The sequence below is a fragment of the Streptomyces sp. RP5T genome (genome assembly GCF_003933965.1).
Taxonomy (GTDB): Bacteria; Actinomycetota; Actinomycetes; order Streptomycetales; family Streptomycetaceae; genus Streptomyces.
This window is the reverse complement of the sequence record NZ_RSAJ01000103.1, coordinates 1-20,404: the sequence shown is the minus strand read 5'-3', so window position 1 is coordinate 20,404 and position 20,404 is coordinate 1. Positions and strand designations below refer to the sequence as shown.

Annotated in this window: 18 protein-coding genes; 5 read left to right on the top strand and 13 right to left on the bottom strand. The window is 72.2% G+C overall.

Annotation, left to right across the window (positions count from 1 at the left end; translation table 11 throughout):
* Positions 1–66: 66 nt before the first annotated feature.
* From EHS43_RS13940 to EHS43_RS13920, 5 genes are all read right to left on the bottom strand, one after another.
* Positions 67–288: a hypothetical protein gene (locus EHS43_RS13940; RefSeq protein ID WP_037706913.1), complete on the bottom strand. Its 222-nt coding sequence runs from the start codon at positions 286–288 to the stop codon at positions 67–69.
* Between the two features lie 619 nt (positions 289–907).
* The gene (locus EHS43_RS13935) at positions 908–1,429 is read right to left on the bottom strand and encodes a TerD family protein (RefSeq protein WP_125191084.1); all 522 of its coding nucleotides are present in this window, start codon (positions 1,427–1,429) and stop codon (positions 908–910) included.
* A 96-nt stretch (positions 1,430–1,525) separates the two neighbouring features.
* Positions 1,526–2,320, bottom strand: a complete 795-nt coding sequence (locus EHS43_RS13930; RefSeq protein ID WP_185806240.1) for an inositol monophosphatase family protein — start codon at positions 2,318–2,320, stop codon at positions 1,526–1,528.
* An 85-nt stretch (positions 2,321–2,405) separates the two neighbouring features.
* Positions 2,406–3,629, bottom strand: coding sequence for a sensor histidine kinase (locus EHS43_RS13925; RefSeq protein ID WP_125191083.1), 1,224 nt, complete (start codon positions 3,627–3,629; stop codon positions 2,406–2,408).
* A gap of 91 nt (positions 3,630–3,720) precedes the next feature.
* Complete coding sequence (locus EHS43_RS13920) at positions 3,721–5,925, bottom strand: MMPL family transporter (protein ID WP_125191082.1); 2,205 nt, start codon at positions 5,923–5,925, stop codon at positions 3,721–3,723.
* A gap of 272 nt (positions 5,926–6,197) precedes the next feature.
* Here EHS43_RS13920 and EHS43_RS13915 point away from each other — a divergent pair, with 272 nt between their 5' ends.
* Positions 6,198–7,811: an alpha/beta hydrolase gene (locus EHS43_RS13915; protein WP_125191081.1), complete on the top strand. Its 1,614-nt coding sequence runs from the start codon at positions 6,198–6,200 to the stop codon at positions 7,809–7,811.
* Between the two features lie 311 nt (positions 7,812–8,122).
* A complete protein-coding gene (locus EHS43_RS13910) occupies positions 8,123–10,981 on the top strand; it encodes a transglycosylase SLT domain-containing protein (RefSeq protein ID WP_125191080.1) in 2,859 nt (952 codons plus the stop codon).
* A 171-nt stretch (positions 10,982–11,152) separates the two neighbouring features.
* Here the strand turns inward: EHS43_RS13910 and EHS43_RS13905 are convergent, their stop codons facing one another.
* Positions 11,153–11,767, bottom strand: a complete 615-nt coding sequence (locus EHS43_RS13905; RefSeq protein ID WP_125191079.1) for a phosphoribosylanthranilate isomerase — start codon at positions 11,765–11,767, stop codon at positions 11,153–11,155.
* Positions 11,768–11,894: 127 nt separating this feature from the next.
* Between EHS43_RS13905 and EHS43_RS13900 the strand changes: the two genes are divergently transcribed.
* Positions 11,895–13,463: a carbohydrate-binding protein gene (locus tag EHS43_RS13900; protein ID WP_185806239.1), complete on the top strand. Its 1,569-nt coding sequence runs from the start codon at positions 11,895–11,897 to the stop codon at positions 13,461–13,463.
* Positions 13,464–13,503: 40 nt separating this feature from the next.
* On the opposite strand, the gene EHS43_RS13895 is transcribed toward EHS43_RS13900, so the two are convergent.
* Genes EHS43_RS13895 through EHS43_RS13885 form a run of 3 tightly spaced genes read right to left on the bottom strand, consistent with a single transcriptional unit; the run spans position 13,504 to position 15,494 of the window.
* Positions 13,504–13,824 (bottom strand): antibiotic biosynthesis monooxygenase, encoded by a 321-nt coding sequence (locus EHS43_RS13895; protein WP_125191078.1) that lies wholly within the window; start codon positions 13,822–13,824, stop codon positions 13,504–13,506.
* Between the two features lie 36 nt (positions 13,825–13,860).
* A complete protein-coding gene (locus EHS43_RS13890) occupies positions 13,861–14,868 on the bottom strand; it encodes a CU044_5270 family protein (RefSeq protein WP_125191077.1) in 1,008 nt (335 codons plus the stop codon).
* Positions 14,865–15,494: an RNA polymerase sigma factor gene (locus tag EHS43_RS13885; RefSeq protein ID WP_125191076.1), complete on the bottom strand. Its 630-nt coding sequence runs from the start codon at positions 15,492–15,494 to the stop codon at positions 14,865–14,867. Before EHS43_RS13885 ends, EHS43_RS13890 begins: the two co-directional genes overlap by 4 nt.
* Before the next feature lie 85 nt (positions 15,495–15,579).
* On the opposite strand from EHS43_RS13885, the gene EHS43_RS13880 reads away from it, so the two are divergent.
* Entirely contained in the window at positions 15,580–15,948 is a 369-nt protein-coding gene (locus EHS43_RS13880) for a hypothetical protein (RefSeq protein WP_125191075.1), read from the top strand.
* Between the two features lie 119 nt (positions 15,949–16,067).
* Here the strand turns inward: EHS43_RS13880 and EHS43_RS13875 are convergent, their stop codons facing one another.
* The 3 genes from EHS43_RS13875 to EHS43_RS13865 all read right to left on the bottom strand — a co-directional run bounded on the left by EHS43_RS13875 (position 16,068) and on the right by EHS43_RS13865 (position 18,926).
* A complete protein-coding gene (locus EHS43_RS13875) occupies positions 16,068–16,970 on the bottom strand; it encodes a CPBP family intramembrane glutamic endopeptidase (protein WP_125191074.1) in 903 nt (300 codons plus the stop codon).
* A 103-nt stretch (positions 16,971–17,073) separates the two neighbouring features.
* Positions 17,074–17,733, bottom strand: coding sequence for a response regulator transcription factor (locus tag EHS43_RS13870; protein ID WP_125191073.1), 660 nt, complete (start codon positions 17,731–17,733; stop codon positions 17,074–17,076).
* Positions 17,721–18,926: a sensor histidine kinase gene (locus EHS43_RS13865; protein ID WP_125191072.1), complete on the bottom strand. Its 1,206-nt coding sequence runs from the start codon at positions 18,924–18,926 to the stop codon at positions 17,721–17,723. Before EHS43_RS13865 ends, EHS43_RS13870 begins: the two co-directional genes overlap by 13 nt.
* A 183-nt stretch (positions 18,927–19,109) precedes the next feature.
* Between EHS43_RS13865 and EHS43_RS46420 the strand changes: the two genes are divergently transcribed.
* Positions 19,110–19,268 carry a hypothetical protein gene (locus tag EHS43_RS46420; RefSeq protein ID WP_167347980.1) on the top strand — a complete coding sequence of 53 codons (159 nt, stop codon included), beginning with the start codon at positions 19,110–19,112 and terminating at the stop codon, positions 19,266–19,268.
* A 26-nt stretch (positions 19,269–19,294) separates the two neighbouring features.
* On the opposite strand, the gene EHS43_RS13860 is transcribed toward EHS43_RS46420, so the two are convergent.
* A complete protein-coding gene (locus EHS43_RS13860; protein WP_185806237.1) occupies positions 19,295–20,389 on the bottom strand; it encodes a sugar ABC transporter substrate-binding protein in 1,095 nt (364 codons plus the stop codon).
* Positions 20,390–20,404 lie beyond the last annotated feature (15 nt).

Genomic DNA, 20,404 nt, shown 5'->3' with positions numbered 1-20,404 from the left:
GCGCTGGGGCTGCCCTTCGGGGGCGGAGAACAGCGAGGTCAGATCGATGAGAGGGGGTCCTTTCTTCTACAGCTTGGTCATCTTCGAGTACGGGCTCAGGATCCGCATCTGCGACGAGCCGAAATCGACGAGCACCGCGATTCCGTCCTCGACGCCGATCACGCGGCCGAGACCGTACATGTCGTGTGTGACCTGGTCGCCCACGGCGAAGTGCTTGGGAGCGGGTGCGACCGGTGCCTTGAAGGGGCTGGTGGGCAAGTGACGCTTCGGTGCAGCAGGCTTTGTCATCCTCCTCAGTATGCGCCTACGGCCGCCCGGCCCGCGCCCTCTGTCCAGGACCGATACGAACACGCAACGGGCCGCGCGCCGCGGAGGCCCCGGCCGGGAACGCCTCCGACATCCCTGAGTGCCTGGTCACACCCTGTCCCGAGCACCCACCGACTACCGGATCGAATGCCCCGGCGCGGCGCGTCGAGTCCACACGGGGCCACGAAAACATCCCGCCGGCATGGCACGGGTCGGCACCGAGACCGCCCTGCTCCTGAGCGGCTGGCCGACCTGCCGGGCCGCTGCGAGGGGGGCGGGCGACGGGATCCGGCGGCGGTGGCGAGGCCGGAGACAGTGCTGCCGCACGGGTCTGCGCAGGTCATCGACCGGCGCCGCCAGCTCGCTGTCAGCCAGCGCCCCCGAGCCGCGGGATCCGACGACCGACGCCGTCGGCAGGGGCTGCGGCAGGTCGTCTACGGGAGACGTCGGGCGCCTCCGGTTGACGGCGGGTCCTGATGGTTGCCTGGCCTTGCCCGCTGCGCGTCTGCCACGTGGTGCTCGCCCGAGGGCCGTCGGCAGGGGCTGCGGCAGGCCGTCGAGCGTCTCCGGTTGCGGGCCGTCCTGATCAGGGCGGCTGGGCTCAGCTGCGTAGCGTGCCCATTTCTGCCATGAAGCCCGTGGGGTTGCTCTCGAAGCCGTGGATCAGCTGGGCGAAGTGCCAGGCGCCGGAGGTGTCCCTGGTGAACTCGGCGATCGTGGCGTCCGCGACCGTCGCGAAGTCGTCGGACAGCAGCTGCCGGTAGCCCTCGACCACGAGCACCCCGGCGTGCGAGAGGTCGCCGAAGGTGCGGGGGACGCCGTTCTGGTGGATGGCGACGCCGACGACCACCCGGCCGTAGGCGGACGACAGCCGCTCGAACTCCAGCTCCATCACCTCGACGTAACCGAGGCCGAGGCCGGTCTCGCTGTGCCGGGTCATGTTGATGGTGCCGTCCGGTGAGCGGCTCTCGGTGTGCACGACGTACTCGGGCCGCCCGTACGGGTCACCCGCCGGGTAGGTCGCGGCGATGATGTCGAGATGCCGGGCCGGTTCCCCGTAAGGACTCGGATCCCACTTGAGCCGTACCTGGACCTTGCCAAGTCCCGCACCATCGACACGCATCAAGCCGCTCCCCGTCGGAGTCGAGCCCGCTCTCCGAGCCCGCTTGCTGAAGTATGTTCTCCTGACGGCCTGTTGATACCTCCCTGACGGAAGACGTCAGCCGGTCGCCGCTCCCGAGCTGTGCCACAGGGCCGCCGTCTCCTCGGCGGCGCCGGGGGCCACGAGCAGCAACGGCTGGTTGTGGAAGGGGAGTTCGGGCAGGGCCACCGCTCCGGCCTCCCGCGCGATGAGCAGGGCCGGGAGGCCGTCGACCGCGTGGAAGCCGCCGATGGCCGCCGCGGTCGCGCGGCCCGCCGCGACCTGCGCGAGGGAGAGCGCCGTGGATCCCATCACGCGCACCGTGCAGTGCCGGTCGGCGAGTTCGGCGAGGAGGGTGTCCAGGCCCGGCCAGTGGGCGTGTGCGGCCCACTCGGTGAGGAAGAGGTGGCCGGTGAGGGTGGTGTGGGCGGCCGCGTGCACCCGGGTGCCGTTCAGATACGCCCCGCGGCCCCGGACGGCGGTGAACGTCTCGCCCCGCCACGGGTCCGCCACCACGCCGAGCAGCGGGGTGCCGTCGGCGGCAGCCAGGCCCAGGGAGAAGGAGCACCAGCCCAGCGCGTGGGCGTAGTTGGTGGTGCCGTCGACGGGGTCGACCACCCAGTGCGGGGCGCCCGGGGAGCCCTCCGTGGTGCCGTACTCCTCGCCGACGATCCCGTGGTCGGGGAAGGCCCGGCGGAGCACCTCGCGGGTGTGCGTCTCCACGGCCTCGTCGGTGGCGGTCACGATGTCCGCGGGCCCGTCCTTCTCCCGCACCTCGGCACCCGGGTCGCGGGGGCGCCGGATCGTCTCCGACGCCCAGGCCGCGAGTTCCGTCGCGACCTCCAGGGCCCTGTCGAGATCCACGTCAGCCATGCCGGCCACCCTACGGGCCGGGGTCCGGCGGTCGGCGACCTCCCGGTGAACCCCGGACGGCCACTGCCCCACCGCACCGTCCCTCTCAGGTCCCCTCGTCCCCGCTCACCGACGGTTGCAGCGGCAGCGCCGTGCGCACCTCGAAGCCGCCCTCCGGGCGCGGTCCCGCCCGCAGCTCGCCCCCGACGGAGTGGGCGCGTTCGCGCATGCCCATGACGCCGAACCCCTTGGCGGGCCCGGCGGCCGCGGTGGGCGGGCCCTCGTCGGTGACCGTGATGAGCAGGCGTGAGCCGTCGTAGACGAAGCGGACGTGCGCGGTCTGGGTGGCCGCGTGCTTGGTGACGTTGGTGAGCGCCTCCTGCACGATCCGGAACGCGGTCAGGTCCACGCCCGGGGACAGGGGCTGCGGTTCGCCCTCCGTGGTGACGGTGACGGTGATGCCCGCCGAAGCGCACGAGGAGACCAGTTCGGGCAGCCGGGCGAGTCCGGGGGCCGGTTCCAGCGGGGCGCCCTCGTCGTCGGTCTGTCGCAGCAGGCCCAGGGTGGCCTTCAGTTCGCGCAGTGCGGAGGAGGTGGTGCCGGTGAGGTCGTGCAGGATCCGCTGCGTCTGCGGCGGGTTGGTCAGCGCCAGGTGTTCGGCGGTGCCGGCCTGGGCGTTGGCGAGGGCCAGGTGGTGGGCGACGACGTCGTGCAGTTCCCGGGCGATCCGCATGCGTTCCTCGGTGACCCTGAGCCGCGCCTCCTCCTCCCGGGTGCGCTCGGCGTGGTCGGCGCGGGCCTGGGTGGCCGCGAGGTAGGCGCGCCGCAGCCGGGTCATGGTGCCGGCGGCCAGCGGGAGCATCAGCCAGAACACCGGACCGATGGTCCTCAGCAGGAGTCCCACATGGTTCATGGAGTCCGAGAAGGCCGCGGCGAGGGTCAGCACGACCATGGTCGGCAGGCCGTAGGCGCGGATGGTGCTGCGCCCGGTGAGCGTGGCCAGCCAGTACAGCGAGGCCATGACCGGTCCCAGCAGCAGGGGCGTCAGGAGGTATCCCTGCGCGATCACGATCGTGGCGCAGAGCGCGTTGACCACGACCGTGGTGCGCGGGTGGGTGCGGTGCAGGAGCAGGGCGAGGCAGGACACGCCCATGAGGACCACGGCCAGCCTGTCGTCGGCCGGCGGCTCGGCGCCGGGCAGCGTGAGCGAGGCGCCGAGCGTCGCGGAACCCAGCAGGGCGAGGGCCAGCGCGAGGTCGACGAGGAAGGCGTGGCGTTCCGAGAAGTCCTCCAGGCGGTCGGTGTAGCGCCGCTCCGGGCTGGTGGTCATCGTGGTCTCCGGTGGGTGGGCCTGGGCCCCATGGTGAGCGAAGGGGGCCGCCCGCGTCGTAGGACACGGGCGGCCCCTGGTGGGAGCCGGGTCAGACGCGCGCGGCCTCCTGGGGGGCGGGCGCGGGTTCCGGCAGGCCGGCGGCCCGGGTGAGCGCCTCGCCCTCGACGTCCACGCGGGGCAGGGCCCTCTCCAGCCACTTCGGCAGCCACCAGGCCCTGTCGCCGAGCAGGGCGAGCACGGCCGGGACGAGCGCCATCCGGACCACGAAGGCGTCGAGCAGGACGGCCGCGGCCAGGCCGAACCCGATCATCTTGATCATGGAGTCGCTCTCGCCGATGAACCCGGCGAAGACCGCGATCATGATCAGGGCGGCAGCCACGACCACGCGGGCGCTGTGCCGGAATCCGGAGGTCACCGCCTGGGCGGCCGTCTCGCCGTGGACGTACGCCTCGCGCATCCGGGAGACCAGGAAGACCTCGTAGTCCATGGCGAGGCCGAAGACGATGCCCACCAGGAAGATCGGCATCAGGCTCATGATCGGGCCGGTGGTCTCCACGCCCAGCAGTCCGGAGCCGTGGCCCTCCTGGAAGACCACGACGACCGCGCCGAGGGCGGCCAGGACGGAGAGCAGGAAGCCGAGGGCCGCCTTCAGCGGGACGAGCAGGGACCGGAAGACCACCAGCAGCAGCACGATCGCGAGGCCGACCACGACGATCAGGTACGGCACCAGCGCGGACTGCACCTTCTCGGAGATGTCGATGTTCAGGGCGGTGGTGCCGGTGACCTCGAAGGTGGCGCCGGTCGCGGACTCGACGCCGGGGCGCTCGCCGCGGATCGTAGTGACCAGGTTCTTGGTCCTCTCGTCGGTCGGCGCGGTGGACGGCACGACCGAGAAGACGGCGGTGTCGCCGGCCTCGTTGAAGCGGGCCGGGGAGACGGACACGACTCCCTCGGTCGCGCCCACCTCCTTCGCGATCGTCGCGGCCGCCCCCTTGGCGTCGTCGTCGCCCTTCGCGTCCACGACGACGGTCAGCGGGCCGTTGAAGCCCGGGCCGAAGCCCTCGGCGAGCGCGTCGTAGGCCCGGCGTTCGGTGGTGGAGGCCGGTTTGGCCTCGTCGCCGGGCATGCCCAGCTGGAGGGAGGTCATCGGCAGGGCGAGCGCGCCGAGGCCGAGCACGCCGAGGATCAGCACGGGCAGCGGGCGGCGCAGCACGAACCGGGCCCAGCGGGTGCCGCCGTTGTCCCTGCGCTCCTGCTCGACGCGGCCGCTCCTGCGGGCCCTGCGGCTGAGGACCGCGTTCGGCCAGAAGCCGAGGAACGCGGGGACCAGGGTCAGCGCGATCAGTACGCCGACGACGACCGCGCCGGCCGCGGCCAGGCCCATCTTGGTGAGCATCGGGATGCCGACCACGGAGAGTCCGGCGAGGGCGATGACGACGGTCAGGCCCGCGAAGACGACCGCGGAGCCGGCCGTGCCGACCGCGAGGGCGGTCGCCTCCTGGGGTGCCCGGCCCTTGGCGCGTTCCTCGCGGTAGCGGGAGACGACGAACAGGGCGTAGTCGATGCCGACGGCGAGGCCCAGCATCATCGCCAGGGTGCCGGTCGTGGTGGACAGGCCGAGGGCGTCGGACAGGGCGAGGATCGTGGCCATGCTGACGCCGACGCCGATGATCGCGGTCAGCAGCGGCAGTCCGGCGGCGGCGAGCGAGCCGAAGGTGACGAGGAGGACGACCGCGGCGATCGCGACACCGATCACCTCGGCCGCGCCGCCCGCGCCGCCGCGGTCGTCCATGGCGGTGCCGCCCGCGTCGACGGTCAGCCCGGCGTCCCGGGCCTCGTCGAGGGCCTTCCGCAGCTGTGCCTTGCTCGCGTCGGTGAAATCGTCGGCGGCGACCTTGTAGGTGACGGTGGCGTACGCCGTCGTGCCGTCCTTGCTCACCGCCTTGGCCTGGAAGGGGTTCACGGCGGACGCGACCTGCGAGCCGTCGGCCAGCTGGGCGACGGTGTCCTCGACGGCCTTCCTGTGTTCGGCGGCGGTGACCTTCTCGCCCCTCGGCGCGACGAAGACGACGCGGGCGGTCGCGCCGTCGGCCGTGGCGCCGGGGAAGCGCTCCTCCATGAGGTCGAACGCCTTCTGGGACTCGATGCCCGGCATCGAGAACCCCTCGTCGGCCGCGCCGGGCGCCTTCAGGGCACCCAGTCCGACGGCGGCCAGGACGGCCGCCCAGACCAGGGCGACGTACCAGCGTCGCCGGAAGGCCAGGCGGCCCACTCGGTAGAGGAAAGTAGCCACGGCGAGGGTCTCCACATCTGGTGCCGGACGGTTGCTCCAGGCTGCCGGGACGAGGGCCCCGGCGTCGTCGTGCGCCTGCCGACAATCCCCCGTACTCGGAACGCAGTACGCGGCCGGGCCCGGATGGGACCCCGGGACGACGGCGGGGCGGTGGCGGGACGACGGCAGGAGGAGGGCGGGGCGGCGGGAACCGGTCCGCGGGTTTCGCTGTGTTCTCTCTGTGAGAGGACCAGTTCTTTGAGGCTTGACCAGCCCAAGGGGGAACAAGACAAGTGAAGTTCAGACGACTCGCACTCACCGGAGCCGCGGTGAGCGCGCTCGCCGTGACCTGTACCGCGTTTCCGCTCCCGGCGGCCGCGCAGGACACCGGGACCCTGCCCGCCCCGACCGTGCCGACCCTGACCTGGTCGGACTGTCAGGGCGGCTTCGAGTGCGCGAACGCCCAGGTACCGCTGGACTACCGGGATCCGCAGGGCAGGACCATCACCCTGGCGGTCATACGCAAGCCGGCGGCCGACCCCTCCCACCGCAAGGGAACGCTGTTCCTGCAGCCCGGCGGCCCCGGCAACTCCGGAGTGGACTTCGTCCGCAACAACCACGCGGACCTGCCGGACGAACTGCGCGACGACTTCGACGTGTTCGGCTACGACGTGCGGGGCGTCGGCCGCAGCTCGCAGGTCGTGTGCTGGGACGACCCGGCCTACACCAGCGCCGTGACCGCCGCCAAGGGCGTCCCCGGCCCCGACGCCTACGAGCCCGCGGTCCGGCAGGCCGCCGACTTCGACCAGGCATGCCAGGACAACGCGGGCGACCTACTGCCGTACGTCGGCACCCAGTACGTGGCCCGGGACATCGACCTGCTGCGCCAGGCGCTCGGCGAGGAGCAACTGACCTACTACGGGCGCTCGTTCGGCTCCTACATCGGTACGGTCTACGCCGCGATGTTCCCGAAGCGGGTCCGCGCGCTCGCGCTCGACGGCGCCTACGACCCGGAGCACTACACGAACCGGCCCTACGCCTACGACCGGCCGCAGTACCTCGCCCTGGACGGGGCGATGGGCCGCTTCCTGGACTGGTGCAAGGCCGACCAGGCCACCTGCGGCTTCGGCGACGGCGACCCGCGGGGGGCGTTCGAGAAGCTGAAGGCCGACCTGGACGCCAACCCGGTGCCGACGGCCAACGGGGGCCTGGCGAACGGCTACACGCTGGTCTACCGGCTGATGTTCAACATCAACGAGGGCAAGGTCATCTGGCCCTCCTTCGGCGAGGCGCTGCGCAAGGCACAGCTCCGCGACAGCACCTCGTTCCTGTTGCGGCCGCCGTCCCCGGCCAGCTTCGACTTCCTCAACCCGAACGTCGCGGTCGAGTGCGTCGACAAGAAGTACCCGAGCGACCCGGCCCTGCTGAAGCGCCAGGTCACCACCAACGCCCGGCTGGCCCCGCTGCTGGGCCCGGCCATGGCGTACGGGCCGCCCACCTACGACCACCAGCACGCCACGGCGTGCGTGCAGTGGAAGGGCGAGCACACCAGCCGCTACGGCGGCGGCTTCCACGCGAAGGGCTCCGCGCCGATCCTCGTCATCGGCAACACCGGCGACCCGGACACCCCGTACCAGGACGCGGTGGCCCTCTCCCGTGAGCTCGACAACGGCCGTCTGCTCACCTTCCGGGCGGAGGGACACACCGCCTTCAACCGCAGCGCGTGCGCGACGGACGCCATCACGCAGTATCTGGTGGACCTGAAGGTCCCGGCCCGCGGCGCGAGTTGCGCGGACGAGACCCAGCCGCCGTCGTCCACCCCGACGGTGGCCCCGCCCGGCACGACGCTCTCGGAACTGCGCAACGGCGTGAACGAGCGGGTCGACCGCATCGGCTCGCTGCGCTGACAACGTGCGAGGGCCCGGGTCTCACGGGGAGATCCGGGCCCTCCTGGGTGAGGGTTCGGCACCGTTGGTCGATTCTCGTGGAGCTTTCGTGGATACCCCCCGGTAGGCCATCCGGTGCACCGTTCTCGGCCATACCGGACTGATAGCTTCCGCCGCACCGGCCTGGGGGAACGTCAAAGCCGGTATTCCCACACCCTTTTCCCTGAATTACCGGACGGAATTCGTTGCGTACTTTCCGTGACAGCACCGGCGGAAGACACCGCTGGCGCGTACCGAAAAGCCGGCGCGGCCGGATAGCGGCGGCCGGCGCGATGTCCGTGCTCTCGCTGGCCCTGATCGCCCCGCTGGCCTCGGCGGCCCTGACCGATCCCGCCGACCCCACGCCCGCCCCGACGGCGGACCACCTCCTCGACACCTCGCAACTCCCCTCCGGCTGGCAGAAGTCCGGCGACCGGATCGTCACCTACGACGGCGACGGCACCGGACTGCACGTCCTCGTCGCCGACGCGGCCGACGCCTACAAGTGGCACACCGCGGCCACCCTCTCCGAGCCCGGCGTCGACACCGACCAGTGGATCGGCCAGACCTGTGTGACCGGGTCCGGCGACCGTGCGGTCGTGGTCTACGCGCCCCGGCAGGCCGTCAACGACCAACAGGGCTTCCAACAGGGCGCGTTCGCGGCCGTGGTGGACCTGGCCGACGGCCGGGTGACCAAGCTGCCCGAGCTGGTCTCCCTGGCCTGGTTCAACCCGGGCTGCGGCGACGGCGAACAGGCCGTGCTGACCCGGCCGCAGGGCGACGCCACCGAACTGCTCACCGTCGACACCGCGCGGGCGAAGCTGGTCCGGCAGCAGACCGTAGCCGGTCAGCTCACCTCCGCCGTGCCCTTCGGCGACGGGACCGCGGCCGCCCTCGGCGACTCCGTGGTCGCGGTGGACGCCAAGGGCGCGACCAGCACCCTGGCCAGGACGGACGGCACACCGTTCCGGCTGGTGCCGGACGCGCGCGGCGGGCTCGCCTACCAGGTCCCCACCGGGAAGAAGGTGCAGGTCCGGCGGGTCACCTCGACGGGCTCCGACCGGCTCCTGGGCTCCGGCGCGCTCGGCGCCCTCGCGGTGCACGGCAACGGCGGCCGGGTCTTCGTGACCGGCCGCGACGCCGAGAAAGCCGTCAAGCACTCGACACTGCCGAAGAGTTGGCGGACGCTGGACGTGCCCGCCTCCGCCGAGGTCTCCACCACCGGCTCGCTCGCGCTGACCTCCGTCGGCAACGGTACCGAGGCGGCGGGCGGCCGGAAGACGGCCGCGGACGTCGCGCAGCCGGTCGGCATCGACGCGGTGCTGCCCGGCAGCGACAGCAGTGTCGGGTTCAAGGTCGTGCCCAAGGCGGCGGCCCAGGGCTCCGAGCAGTCCCCGGCTCTGTCCGACGGGGTGCACACCGACAGCGTGAACCCCACCGGGGGCGTGTCCTCCGCCGACACCGACCCGGCGACCTCCACCACCGACCCCGACCGCGCCTGCGCCGTCACCCGCAACGACCCGGAGCTCCAGTCGCTCCAGCCCTCGACCGCCCAGGCCGAGTGGGCGACGGACCTCGCCGTGCAGGGCGCACTCGACGTGCGCCGCCGCAGCGGCTGGAACGGCAGCGAACTCCCGTCGTACACCCCGCAGGGCCTGTTCCCGTCGACCCCGCTCAAGGGCGGCGGCCGGGTGCCCGCGCAGATCATGCTCGGCGTGCTCTCCCAGGAATCCAACCTCCTCCAGGCGAGCTCCCGCGCGGCAGCGGGCGAGAGCGGCAACTTCGTCCAGGGCGGCTACTACGGCAACGCCGGCAGCGTCCACGCCGTCAACTGGGCCGCGGCGGACTGCGGTTACGGCATCGCCCAGGTGACCAGCGGCATGGCGAAGGCCGACACCGCCTACACCGCCGAACAGCAGCAGGCGATCACCGTGGACTACGCGGCCAACATCGCCGCCGGCCTCCAGATCCTCCAGGACAAGTGGAACCAGCTCTACGACAAGGGGCTGCTCGTCAACGGCGGCGACCCGAAGTACCTGGAGAACTGGTGGCTCGCGCTGTGGGCCTACAACAGCGGCTTCAATGCGCCCGGTTCGACCGACGCGGACGCTCCCTGGGGCCTGGGCTGGTTCAACAACCCGGCGAACGGCCTCTACCCGGCCGACCGCAAGATGTTCCTGTCCTCCGGCTACGACGACGCCCGCAACCCCAACCTGTGGACGTACCCGGAGCGGGTGCTCGGCTGGGCGGCCTACTCCCAGCAGAAGACCAACCCGGCGACCGGGGCGACGGTCCGGGCGTTCACCGTCGGCGACTGGCCCGCGGGCGCGCCGGCCGCCGAGCCCGCGCACGACACGTTCTGCAAACCCACGGTCAACGACTGCGACATCACCAAACCGCACAAGGTCGAGGGCTCGACCCAGCCCGAGGGGCCGTGCCAGCGGGACGACTTCAAGTGCTGGTGGAACCAGCCGGTGAACTGGACCGACTGCACGGCCACCTGCGGCACCGAGGTGCTGAAGTACCAGGCCGGTGACCCCGAGCCCAAGGTCGCGGCCCCGCACCCGGCCGCCTGCGCCTCCACCCTCCCCGCGAACGCCCTCATCGTGGACGACGTGCCGAACACGGTGAGGTTCCGGGTCGGCGACACCAACCCCTGCGCGGGGCAACGGAACTGGACCAGCCGGGGCACGCTGACGTTCACCTTCGGATCGGCGCAGCAGAACGGGGCGACCGTCCATCCCTCGAAGATCGACTTCCATCAGCTGGGGGCCGGATTCGGTGGGCACTTCTGGCTGACCCACACGCGGGTGCCGTCGTACACCGACTCGGTGGTCACCGGCACCTGGACGCCGGACCGCGAGCTCGGTGGCTGGGCCCGGGTCATGGTGCACCTGCCCGACCACGAGGCCAACACCCCGTCGGCCACGTACCGCATCGACCTCGGTGACGGCACGGTCGTGGAGAAGACGATCTCCCAGGACACCGGGGGCAGGAACACCTGGGTGCCGCTCGGTTCGTACGAGTTCAAGGGCACCCCGAGCGTCTCCCTGACCTCGGCCACGCCCGACGGCACCGGCGACGCCTCGATCGCCTGGGACGCACTGGCCTTCGTCCCCCTGAAGCAGAATCCGACGACCCCACCGAACTGACCACCACCCCGCGCCCCTTCGGGGGCGCGGGGAACTGCGCGACAAACCACGACGGCGCCGCATCCGGCAGCGAACCCGCACCACCTCAGGGGCGCGGGGAACTGCGCGACAAACCACGACGGACCCGCACCCGGCAACGAACCCGCACCCCCACGGCGCACCCCAGAGGGCTCAGCCCGAGGCCGCCCCCGACCGCGCCGCCTCCACGAACGCCGTGATCAGGGCCGGGTCCTTCACCCCCCGGCTCGCCTCCACGCCACTGGACACGTCGACACCCCAGGGCCGGGTGACATCCACCGCCTCTCGCACGTTCTCCGGCGTGAGCCCCCCGGCGAGCAGCCACTTCTCCCCCGCGGCCGCGACCTGCTTGCGCGACCAGTCCCACGCGATGCCGGACCCCGGCACCGGCGCGTCGAGGAGCAGCATGTCCTCGCCCAGCTCACCGCAGCGCGGCACCGAGTCGCCGAAGGCGGCGGCGCGGATCAGGGTCCAGCCGCCGGTCGCCAGCACGGCGTAGTAGTCGCGGTCCTCGGGCCCGTGCAGCTGGACCGCCCCGATGCCCGACTCCTCGGCCACGGAGCGCACATGGGCGAGGGGCTCGCGGCGGAACACGCCCACCGTCAGGACGCTCTCGGGGACCCTCGCGGCCAGCCGTGCGGCCAGGGCGGGCTCGATGCGGCGCGGGCTGTCGGAGAAGACGAACCCGATGGCGTCGGCGCCGGCCTCGACGGCCGTGTCGACGTCCTGCTCGGTCCTCAGGCCGCAGATCTTCACGAAGAGCGTCATGCCGCCCACCGTATCCAATTCGCATCCATGAACAACGATCACATACACAACCGTTGACGCGACCATGGCAAGCGCTTACCTTCCCAACGGTACGTGCCCCCGTCGCCGCACACCATGGAGACGAACGATGCACTTGAGACCAGTCATCGCGTCCGTCGGCCTCATCGCCGGCACGCTCGTCGCACTGTCCGGCACCACCGCCCAGGCCGCCACCACCCGCTACGAGGCGGAGACCTCCCCCGCCATCTGCACCGGAGCCGTGGAGACCGAGTACGCCGGCTACTCCGGCACCGGATTCTGCAACGGCACCAACGCCACCGGCGCCTACGCCCAGTTCACCGTGTCCGCACCCGCATCGGGCACGGCGACCCTGTCCGTCCGCTTCGCCAACGGCACCACCACCGCCCGCCCCGCGGCCATCATCGTGAACGGGTCGACCGTCTCGTCGGCGTCCTTCGAGTCCACCGGCACCTGGACCGGCTGGACCACCAAGACGCTCACCGTCCCGGTGAACGCGGGCAGCAACACGATCCGGCTGAACCCGACCACCGTGAACGGCCTGCCCAACGTCGACTACGTGGACGCCGAGACCTCCGGCACGACCACCCCGCCGTCGAGCAGCGCCCTGTACGTGTCGCCGAGCGGCACCGACAGCGCGGCCGGCACCGTGACCGCGCCCACCACGCTCACCTCGGCGATCAGCCGCATCTCCGCCGGCGGCACGATCTACCTTCGCGGAGGGACGTACGCCTACTCCTCGACGGTGACCATCCCGGCCGGCAACAACGGCACCGCCGCCGCCCGCACCACGATCTCCGCCTACCCGGGCGAGACCCCGGTGCTCAACTTCTCCGCGCAGAGCGAGAGTTCGACCAACCGGGGCCTCCAGCTCAACGCCGACTACTGGAAGATCTACGGCCTGGTCGTCGAGCGGGCCGGGGACAACGGCATCTACATCGGCGGCAGCCACAACGTCGTCGAGCGCACGGTGACCCGCTTCAACCGGGACACCGGGCTCCAGCTGGGCCGGATCGCCTCCTCCACCCCGGCGAGCCAGTGGCCGTCCGACAACCTGATCCTGAGCGCCGAGTCGCACGACAACGCCGACTCCGACGGGGAGGACGCCGACGGCTTCGCCGCGAAGCTGACCACCGGTACCGGGAACGTGTTCCGGTACGCCGTCTCGCACAACAACATCGACGACGGCTGGGACCTCTACACCAAGACCGACACCGGCGCGATCGGCCCGGTGACCATCGAGTACTCGCTGTCCTACGGCAACGGCACCCTCAGCGACGGCTCCCAGGCCGGCAACGGCGACCGCAACGGCTACAAGCTCGGCGGCGACGACATCGCGGTCAACCACACGGTGCGGCACAGCATCGCCTACCGCAACGGCCATCACGGGTTCACCTACAACAGCAACCCCGGCTCGATGACCATCACGAGCAACGTCTCCGTCGCCAACACCCAGCGCAACTTCAACTTCGAGACCGGCACCTCGGTCTTCCGCGGCAACACCTCGTGCGACAGCGGGGCCAACGACCGCTTCGTCGGTGACGCCGACAGCTCCAACCAGTTCTGGTCCGGCACCAACGGCTCCCGCTGCGCCACCTACGCGGGCGCCCTGGGCTGGTCCTTCGCCTCCGACGGCAGCCTGGTGGTGACCTTCGGCGGCAAGCAGGTCACGCTGTAGGACACGGGACCCCGGGCCGGATGCCCGGGGTCCGCTCGGGTCACTGCTTGGGGGCGGCCTGCTGGACGACCTCGAAGCTCCACAGCGTGGCCCCGGAGGCGGCGGGCCGGGGGCGCTCCCCCTCGCCGCCGCCCCCGTGCGCGGCCTGCGCCATCCCGGACATCCAGTTCTGGAACGACTCCTCGTCCCGCCAGCGCGTGTACACCAGGTAGGTATCGGTGCCCTCGACGGGACGCAGCAGCTCGAACCACTCGAACCCGTCCGAGTTCTCCACGCTCCCCGCCCGGGCGGCGAACCGCTTCTCCAGCGTCTCGCGCTGCTCCTCGGGGACCGTGAGTACGTTGATCTTGACGATGCTCATGCCCGCAATTGTGCTCCAGAGGGCATCAGCGGGACGTCAGCGGGCGGCGGCCCGCGCCGGCACCTCGCCCTTCCCGTCGACCACCGCGGTCCGCATCACCGCACTGGTGCCGGCCAGCGTCTCGGTCGTGACGCCCCGCTCCGGGTCGGTGAGGTAGAAACGGGAGCCGAGCAGCGCCAGGGTCCGCCTGTCGAAGATCCACTCGTCGCGGGTGGCGAAGCCGGTGTCGTCCAGGGTGATGGCGATGCCGTGCCGGCCGGCCGCGTCGACGGCGTCGGGGATCTCGCGCACGCCGGGCAGCTTCGCGGCCGCCCGGTAGAACGCGGCGGCGTTGGCGGGCGGCATGACCGTGCCGCTGATGAGGCTGCCGATCAGGGAGAAGACCGCCTGGTCCGTCGTCTCGTCCTCGGCCGGCCTGGCCTCCTTCCGCAGCCGGGCGAGCAGGGCGTCGGGGTCGGTGGGCAGGGACGCGAGCCACCGGTAGGTGGGACGGCCGACGCCCTCCGGGACGGGCTCGCCGGCGTCGACCGGGATGAGCTGCCCGGGCATGACCGCGTCCTTGCCACTGGCCCTGAGCCATCCGGTGATCCGCAGCGGGCCCGGGTCCTGCGCGGTCCAGCGCTCCTCGGTGTGCAGCGCGCCGAGCCTGACCGGCCCGGAGAAGGTCCCCGTATCCGAGCGGTCCAGCGTCCGCACGTACACGAACTGCCCGGCCCGCACCGGGACCGCGTCGCTCGCCATCGCGGCCGTCGCGATCCGGCCGAGGGTGCCGGAGGCGGCGGAGGCGGCGGATGTGCCGGAGATCTGGGCCCGCGGCGGCTGCCCGCCCGGGGTCAGGGTGGTGAGCAGGGCTCCCGCCAGGGCCGCCGAGACCAGCGGGACCAGCACGGCCGGCCGGAGGAGCCGACGCCGTACGGGGGGCTTCTCGGCTCGGTCGTTGTCGTCGTCGATGCGCTGCATCAGTACGTCCTTGAAGTGACGGTGACGCTCCGGCGGGAGGTCCCATTCCGTCGGGGTCGACAGCAGTTCCTCGGCCTCGCTCATCGGGTCTCCTCCCGCAGGAACAGGGCCGCGAGCGCGGCCTCACTCTCCATCTCTCCGTGGGCCCCGTGCGGTTCCGCCTGCGCGCTCAGCCGGGCCAGCCGGGCGCGGGCCCGCGACAGCCGGGAGCGCACGGTGCCGACGGGGACGCCCAGGGCCTCGGCGGCCTGCCGGTAGTCGAGGCCCGCCGACACGCACAGCGCGAACACCTCGCGGTCCTGCCTCCGGAGCCGGCCCAGGGCCTGGTGCACCAGCGCGAGCCGCCGGGCGTCGTCGATGCGGCCCGCGGTCTCCTCGGCGAAGTCCTCGACGGGGCGCGGCTCGGGACTGCGCGCCAGAAAGGCGAGCCTGCGCCGCACGCCCCGGTTGGCGTTGTACGCCTTGTGCGTGGCGATGCCGAGCAGCCACGGCTTCAGCGAGCCGCCCTCCGGCTCCACGGTCCGCCTGGTCCGCCAGGCGGCGAGGAAGGTCTCGGACATCGCCTCCTCGGCCTCCGCCCAGTTCCCGGTCAGCCGCAGGGCGTGGTTGTAGACCGACCGCGCGTACCGGTCGTACAGCTCGCCGAACGCCGCCCGGTCACCGGCCCGTATCCGCGCCCGCTCCGGTTCCGCCACCTCTGATTCCCTCACACCCGTAACGCTCCGCTCCCCCGTGCCGAGTTCCTGTGCACTGGATCACATGTCGTGTTCCGTGGAGCACATACGCTGCGGTGTCATGGAACAACGCGAGGTCATGCAGAACGTCGTCGGCATCCTCACCGAGGCTCTGGAGATGCGTCGCCAGGTGCGGGAACACCCCGACCGGCAGGCTTCGTTGACCGGGGCCGTCTCGGCACTCCTCGTGGAGACCCTCCCGCGGATCCACCTCCCCGCCGACGCGAGCGGACACGCCGCCGCGGACGCCGTCGTCGAGGAGCTCGGTCCCGCCATCGCGAGCATCGCCAACTGCTTCGCGTTCGCCTTCGTGCAGCTGGCCGAGGTCCACGACGAGGGCCGTACCGACACCTCCGCCGCGGACGTGCTGCGCCGCATCTCGCTCCGGTTCGCGAACGGTTCCGGGAAGGGGAGCGGCGAGTCCGGCTGAAAATCGCCGCACCACAGCGACATCCGGTCCGCCGCGAGCGACGAACAGTGTCCGGGGATGCACCGCGACGGGCTCCCGGGGCGACGAGGGAGGCGCCGGGAGCCCGTACCGGAGGCGGGTCACCGCCGGGGCAGGCCCAGCCGCCCCCGCGTCGCGATCAGCAGGACCAGCGCGGCCGCCGTCGCCGCGAGCAGCACCGCCAGGGCCGCGTCGCTCTCCTTGAGCGAGGGGAACATGTCCGACCAGGCGATCGAGAGGTAGTTGTTGACGCCGGTGTGCAGCAGCATGACCAGCGGCATGCTCTCGCCGGACCGGTTGAACACCCAGGTCATCACGCAGCTGAACGCGAGCGTCATCGCCAGGAACTGCGCGGGCACGGTCCACGCGACATGCGGCCCGCCGCCCCACTGGGTCAGGAACAGCGGCAGGTGCCAGCAGCCCCACAGCACGCCCACGACGAGGGTCGCGGTCAGGGGGCCGTACCGGCGCTGCATGCGCGGCATCGCGAACTCCCGCCAGCCGGGCTCCTCCGCGAGACCGGTGGTGACCATCTGGACGAGCAGTCCGGGGAGATAGGCGGCGAGGATCGTCGCGGACGGCAGTGCGGGGCCGCGGCCGCCCAGGGCGACGGAGGCGAGGGTCAGCGCGGCGGGCACCGCGAGCAGGACGACCAGGTACCAGCGCAGGCCGACCCTGAACTTGGTCATCCTGGCCCGCCAGGTCCGCAGGCCCGCGCGGCCCTCCGTGATCCCGGTGACCAGCAGGGCCGAGGCGATCGGGCCGAGGTAGGCGCCGGGCAGGACGCCGGTGAGCTGGCTGCCCGCACGGCCGCCGGGGAAGGTGAAGTGCCAGACGCCGAGGCCGTTCCCGGAGAGGACGTACGGCGTCCAGGCGGCCCAGCTCAGGGCGAAGGCCAGGGTGAAGAACCAGGTCAGCGGGTGGCGGCGGATGCTGCCGCGCAGGCCGCGGGCCTCCTGGCCGACCGGTCGGGTCTCGGTGTGGACGGGGGCTTGGACGCTCACCGCGGACTCCCTTCGGAGGGGCTGATGTGATGCGTCCAGCACATCAGCGCCGGCTCCGCGGATCATTGCCGTACGGGGTCCAACTCCGGTGCAGCAGGCTGTACTACGCCCGTCGCCGCGCGTCCTCCAGATAGTGCAGTACGGCCGCCACGCGCCGGTCGACCTGGTCCGTCGGCGAAAGGTCGAGCTTCGCGAAGATGCTCCGGATGTGCTTGTGCACGGCCCCGTCGGTCACGAACAGCCGTTCCGCGATGGCGCTGTTGCCGAGCCCCTCGGCCATCAGGGCGAGCACGTCCTTCTCGCGCGGGCTGAGCCGCTCCAGCCGCACGTCCGCGCGGGAGCGGGTGAACAGCTGGGCGACGACGTCGGGGTCGATGGCGGTGCCGCCGGACGCCACCCGGCGCAGCGCGTCGAGGAACTCCTCGACGCGGCCGACCCGTTCCTTGAGCAGATAGCCCAGTCCGCCGACCCCGCCGGTCAGCAGCTCGGTCGCGAAGCTCTGCTCGACATAGGCGGACAGCACGAGGACGGCCAGGTCCGGGCTGCGCCGCCGGGCCTCGACGGCCGCGCGGACCCCTTCGTCGGTGTGCGTGGGCGGCATCCGTACGTCGAGGATGGCCACGTCGGGCTGGTGCGCGTCGATGGCGTCGAGCGCCCCCTCGGCGGTGTCGGCCGTGCCGACCACGTCCAGGCCCTCGGCCCGCAGCAGCAGCGCGAGCCCCTCCCGCAGCAGGGGATCGTCCTCGGCGATCACGATCCGCATGGCAGTTCCGCCTCCAGGGTGGTGGGGCCGCCCGGCGGGCTCGCCAGGCGGAGGGTGCCGTCGTGGGCGGCGACGCGGCGGCGGATGCCGGTGAGGCCGGACCCGCCGTGCTCGTCGGCGCCGCCCCGGCCGTCGTCGGTGACCCGCAGCAGCAGGCGGGGGCCCAGGGCGCGGACGGTGACCGTGGCCCGGGACGCCCCGCTGTGCTTGGCGATGTTGGTGAGCGCCTCGGCGACGACGAAGTAGGCGGTCGCCTCGACGGACGCGGCACAGCGGCGCGGCAGCTCCACGTCGACCGTGCACGGCACCGCGCTCTCCGCCGCGAGCCCGCTCAGCGCCCCCGTGAGGCCCCGGTCCGCGAGCACCGGCGGCAGGATGCTGCGGGAGACCGACCGCAGTTCGGCCAGTGCCTGCTCGGCCGCGGACTGGGCCCGCTCCAGGAGTTCGTCGGCGCCGGCCGGGTCGCGGGCCACCATCCGGCGGGCGGCCCCGAGCAGCACGGTCACCGTGACGATCCGGTTCTGGGTGCCGTCGTGCAACGAGCGTTCGATGCGGCGCAGTTCGGTGGCGTGGGCGTCCAGTGCGGCGGCCCGGGTCGCGGTCAGCTCGGCGACGCGCAGGGAGAGGTCGTCGTCGGGTCCGGCCGACAGGAGCCGGCGCCCAGGGTTCGCCTGGAGCCGTGCCATGCCAGGGGTGAGCCCCAGCAGGATGGCGATCCAGCCGACGCCGAGCAGGCCCACCGCGAGCGCGTCCGGCCAGGAGTGCGCGACGCCGATCCCGATGGACGTGGCGGTGGCGTCCTTCGGGGCGAGAGGCCAGTACAGCGGGAACGCGGTGTCCCGCAGGGCGAGCACCGGCAGGACGAAACCGAGCAGGCCCAGCGGCAGGCCCACGGCCAGGTGCCGGACCAGCCACCGCAGTTCGCGCCGGGTCGTGGAGTCGCGGACGGCGTCCCGCAGCCGCGTCGGCGGGGGTGCGGGGGCGATGACCTCGGGGCCCCAGCGGGCGAGCCGTGCGCGTTCCGTGCCGGCCAGGGCGTGCAGCACGCGCACCCCGCCGGGCGCCAGCACCAGCCACAGCAGGACGAACGGGGCGAGGACCGCCGTACCGAGTCCGGAGACCAGCTGGCCGAGCGCGGCGGCCGCGGTCGTCGCGGTGCCCACGACCAGGCCCTTGACGTCGGCGGTGGCCATGCGAACCCCTCTCGGACCGGAGGAGAACGACCCTAGGCGCAGGGCTGGTCCACGGACAGGCCGGGAGGCGGAAAGTACAGCCTGCTGTACCCCGGACCGGGCGGAACGCTGGATCGTGCGGGCCGGGTGCCGGCTCGTAGCGTCGGGACCACCGAGAAACGACCCGTCCACCTGGAGCGCACCGTGAACCTTCTTCTCTGGCCCCTGCTCGTCCTCAGCGTGCTCGGCAACGCGGTGGCGTCCTTCACCCCGGCCGACACCGCCGTCCATCTGGCCTTCGGCACGGTCACCGCGCTCACGGCCACCGCGCTCGTCGTACGACGTCTGCGCACCGGTCCCTGACCGGCTGCCGGGGGGCCGGCGGGGCCTTACGTGAGGCCGATCGCCGCACAGTCCGCCGCGTACTCGGCGGTGCAGATCTGCTGCACGGTGTAGACGTCGTCCTTGATCACCGTCTGCTTGATGTTCTCCTTGGTCAGGGCGACCACCGGCACCAGCAGCGACGGGATGTCCTGCTGGGTGGGGCTGTCGACCTTGTCGCGGATCAGCGCGTCGAACTGCAGGCCGCGGCCCTGCACCTTGTACACCGCGATCTGCGCCGCGTTGGTCGCCTCCAGCAGGAACGACTTGTACACGGTCATGTACTGCTCGCCCGACACCACCCGCTGCACGGCGGCGAGGGTCGCGTCCTGCCCGGTCACCGGCGGGATTCTGGTCGCCCCCGCATCCTTGAGCTCCTCGATGACCGCGCCCGCCATGTCGTCGTTGGCGGAGTACACGGCGGCGATGTCCTTCAGCCCGACGGAGGTGATCGCCGCCTTCATGTTGGCCTTGGCCACCGACGGCAGCCACTCCCGGGTGTCGTACTGCTTGGCGATGACGACCTTGCCGTTGAGCTCGTCCATCGCGCCCTTCTTGAAGAGCGCGGTGTTGGGGTCGGCGGGCGAGCCGTTCATCATCACGATCTTGCTGGTCTCGGCCTTCTCGCCGAGCGCCTCGGTGATGGCGCGGCCCTGCACCTCGCCGACGAGTTCGTTGTCGTGCGAGACGTAGGCGTCGATCGGGCCCTGGGCGAGGCGGTCGTAGGCGATGACGGGGATGCCCGCGTCCTTCGCCTTCCGGACGGCCGGCCCGATCGCCTTGGCGTCGACCGCGTCCACCAGGATCACGTCCACCTTGTCGGAGACCATCTGCTCGAACTGCCGGCTCTGCCGCTCGGCGCTCGCCCCGGCGTTGGCGTAACTGACCTTGCCCTTGCCGTGGGTGAGGGTCGCCACCTCCTTCTTGATGAGGGGGTAGTCGAACCGGTCGAAGCGGCTGGTGTCCCGGTCGGGCAGCAGCAGGCCCAGCGTGATGTCGTCGCCCTTCTTGGGGCTCACCGCGGTGCTGCTGCTGCCCACTCCGCAGGAGGTGAGCAGGAGGGCCGACACGCAGACGGCCATGACGGAGGGGGTGGGACGCATGGCGATCCTGTGGGG

Coding starts and splice junctions, on each gene's coding strand:
- EHS43_RS13900 (WP_185806239.1), top strand. CDS start 11,895: ATGCACTTGAGACCAGTCATCGCGTCCGTCGGCCTCATCGCCGGCACG.
- EHS43_RS13860 (WP_185806237.1), bottom strand. CDS start 20,389: ATGCGTCCCACCCCCTCCGTCATGGCCGTCTGCGTGTCGGCCCTCCTG.
- EHS43_RS13870 (WP_125191073.1), bottom strand. CDS start 17,733: ATGCGGATCGTGATCGCCGAGGACGATCCCCTGCTGCGGGAGGGGCTC.
- EHS43_RS13865 (WP_125191072.1), bottom strand. CDS start 18,926: ATGGCCACCGCCGACGTCAAGGGCCTGGTCGTGGGCACCGCGACGACC.
- EHS43_RS13935 (WP_125191084.1), bottom strand. CDS start 1,429: ATGCGTGTCGATGGTGCGGGACTTGGCAAGGTCCAGGTACGGCTCAAG.
- EHS43_RS13880 (WP_125191075.1), top strand. CDS start 15,580: ATGGAACAACGCGAGGTCATGCAGAACGTCGTCGGCATCCTCACCGAG.
- EHS43_RS13905 (WP_125191079.1), bottom strand. CDS start 11,767: ATGACGCTCTTCGTGAAGATCTGCGGCCTGAGGACCGAGCAGGACGTC.
- EHS43_RS13895 (WP_125191078.1), bottom strand. CDS start 13,824: ATGAGCATCGTCAAGATCAACGTACTCACGGTCCCCGAGGAGCAGCGC.
- EHS43_RS13910 (WP_125191080.1), top strand. CDS start 8,123: ATGTCCGTGCTCTCGCTGGCCCTGATCGCCCCGCTGGCCTCGGCGGCC.
- EHS43_RS13940 (WP_037706913.1), bottom strand. CDS start 288: ATGACAAAGCCTGCTGCACCGAAGCGTCACTTGCCCACCAGCCCCTTC.
- EHS43_RS13890 (WP_125191077.1), bottom strand. CDS start 14,868: ATGAGCGAGGCCGAGGAACTGCTGTCGACCCCGACGGAATGGGACCTC.
- EHS43_RS13925 (WP_125191083.1), bottom strand. CDS start 3,629: ATGACCACCAGCCCGGAGCGGCGCTACACCGACCGCCTGGAGGACTTC.
- EHS43_RS13930 (WP_185806240.1), bottom strand. CDS start 2,320: ATGGCTGACGTGGATCTCGACAGGGCCCTGGAGGTCGCGACGGAACTC.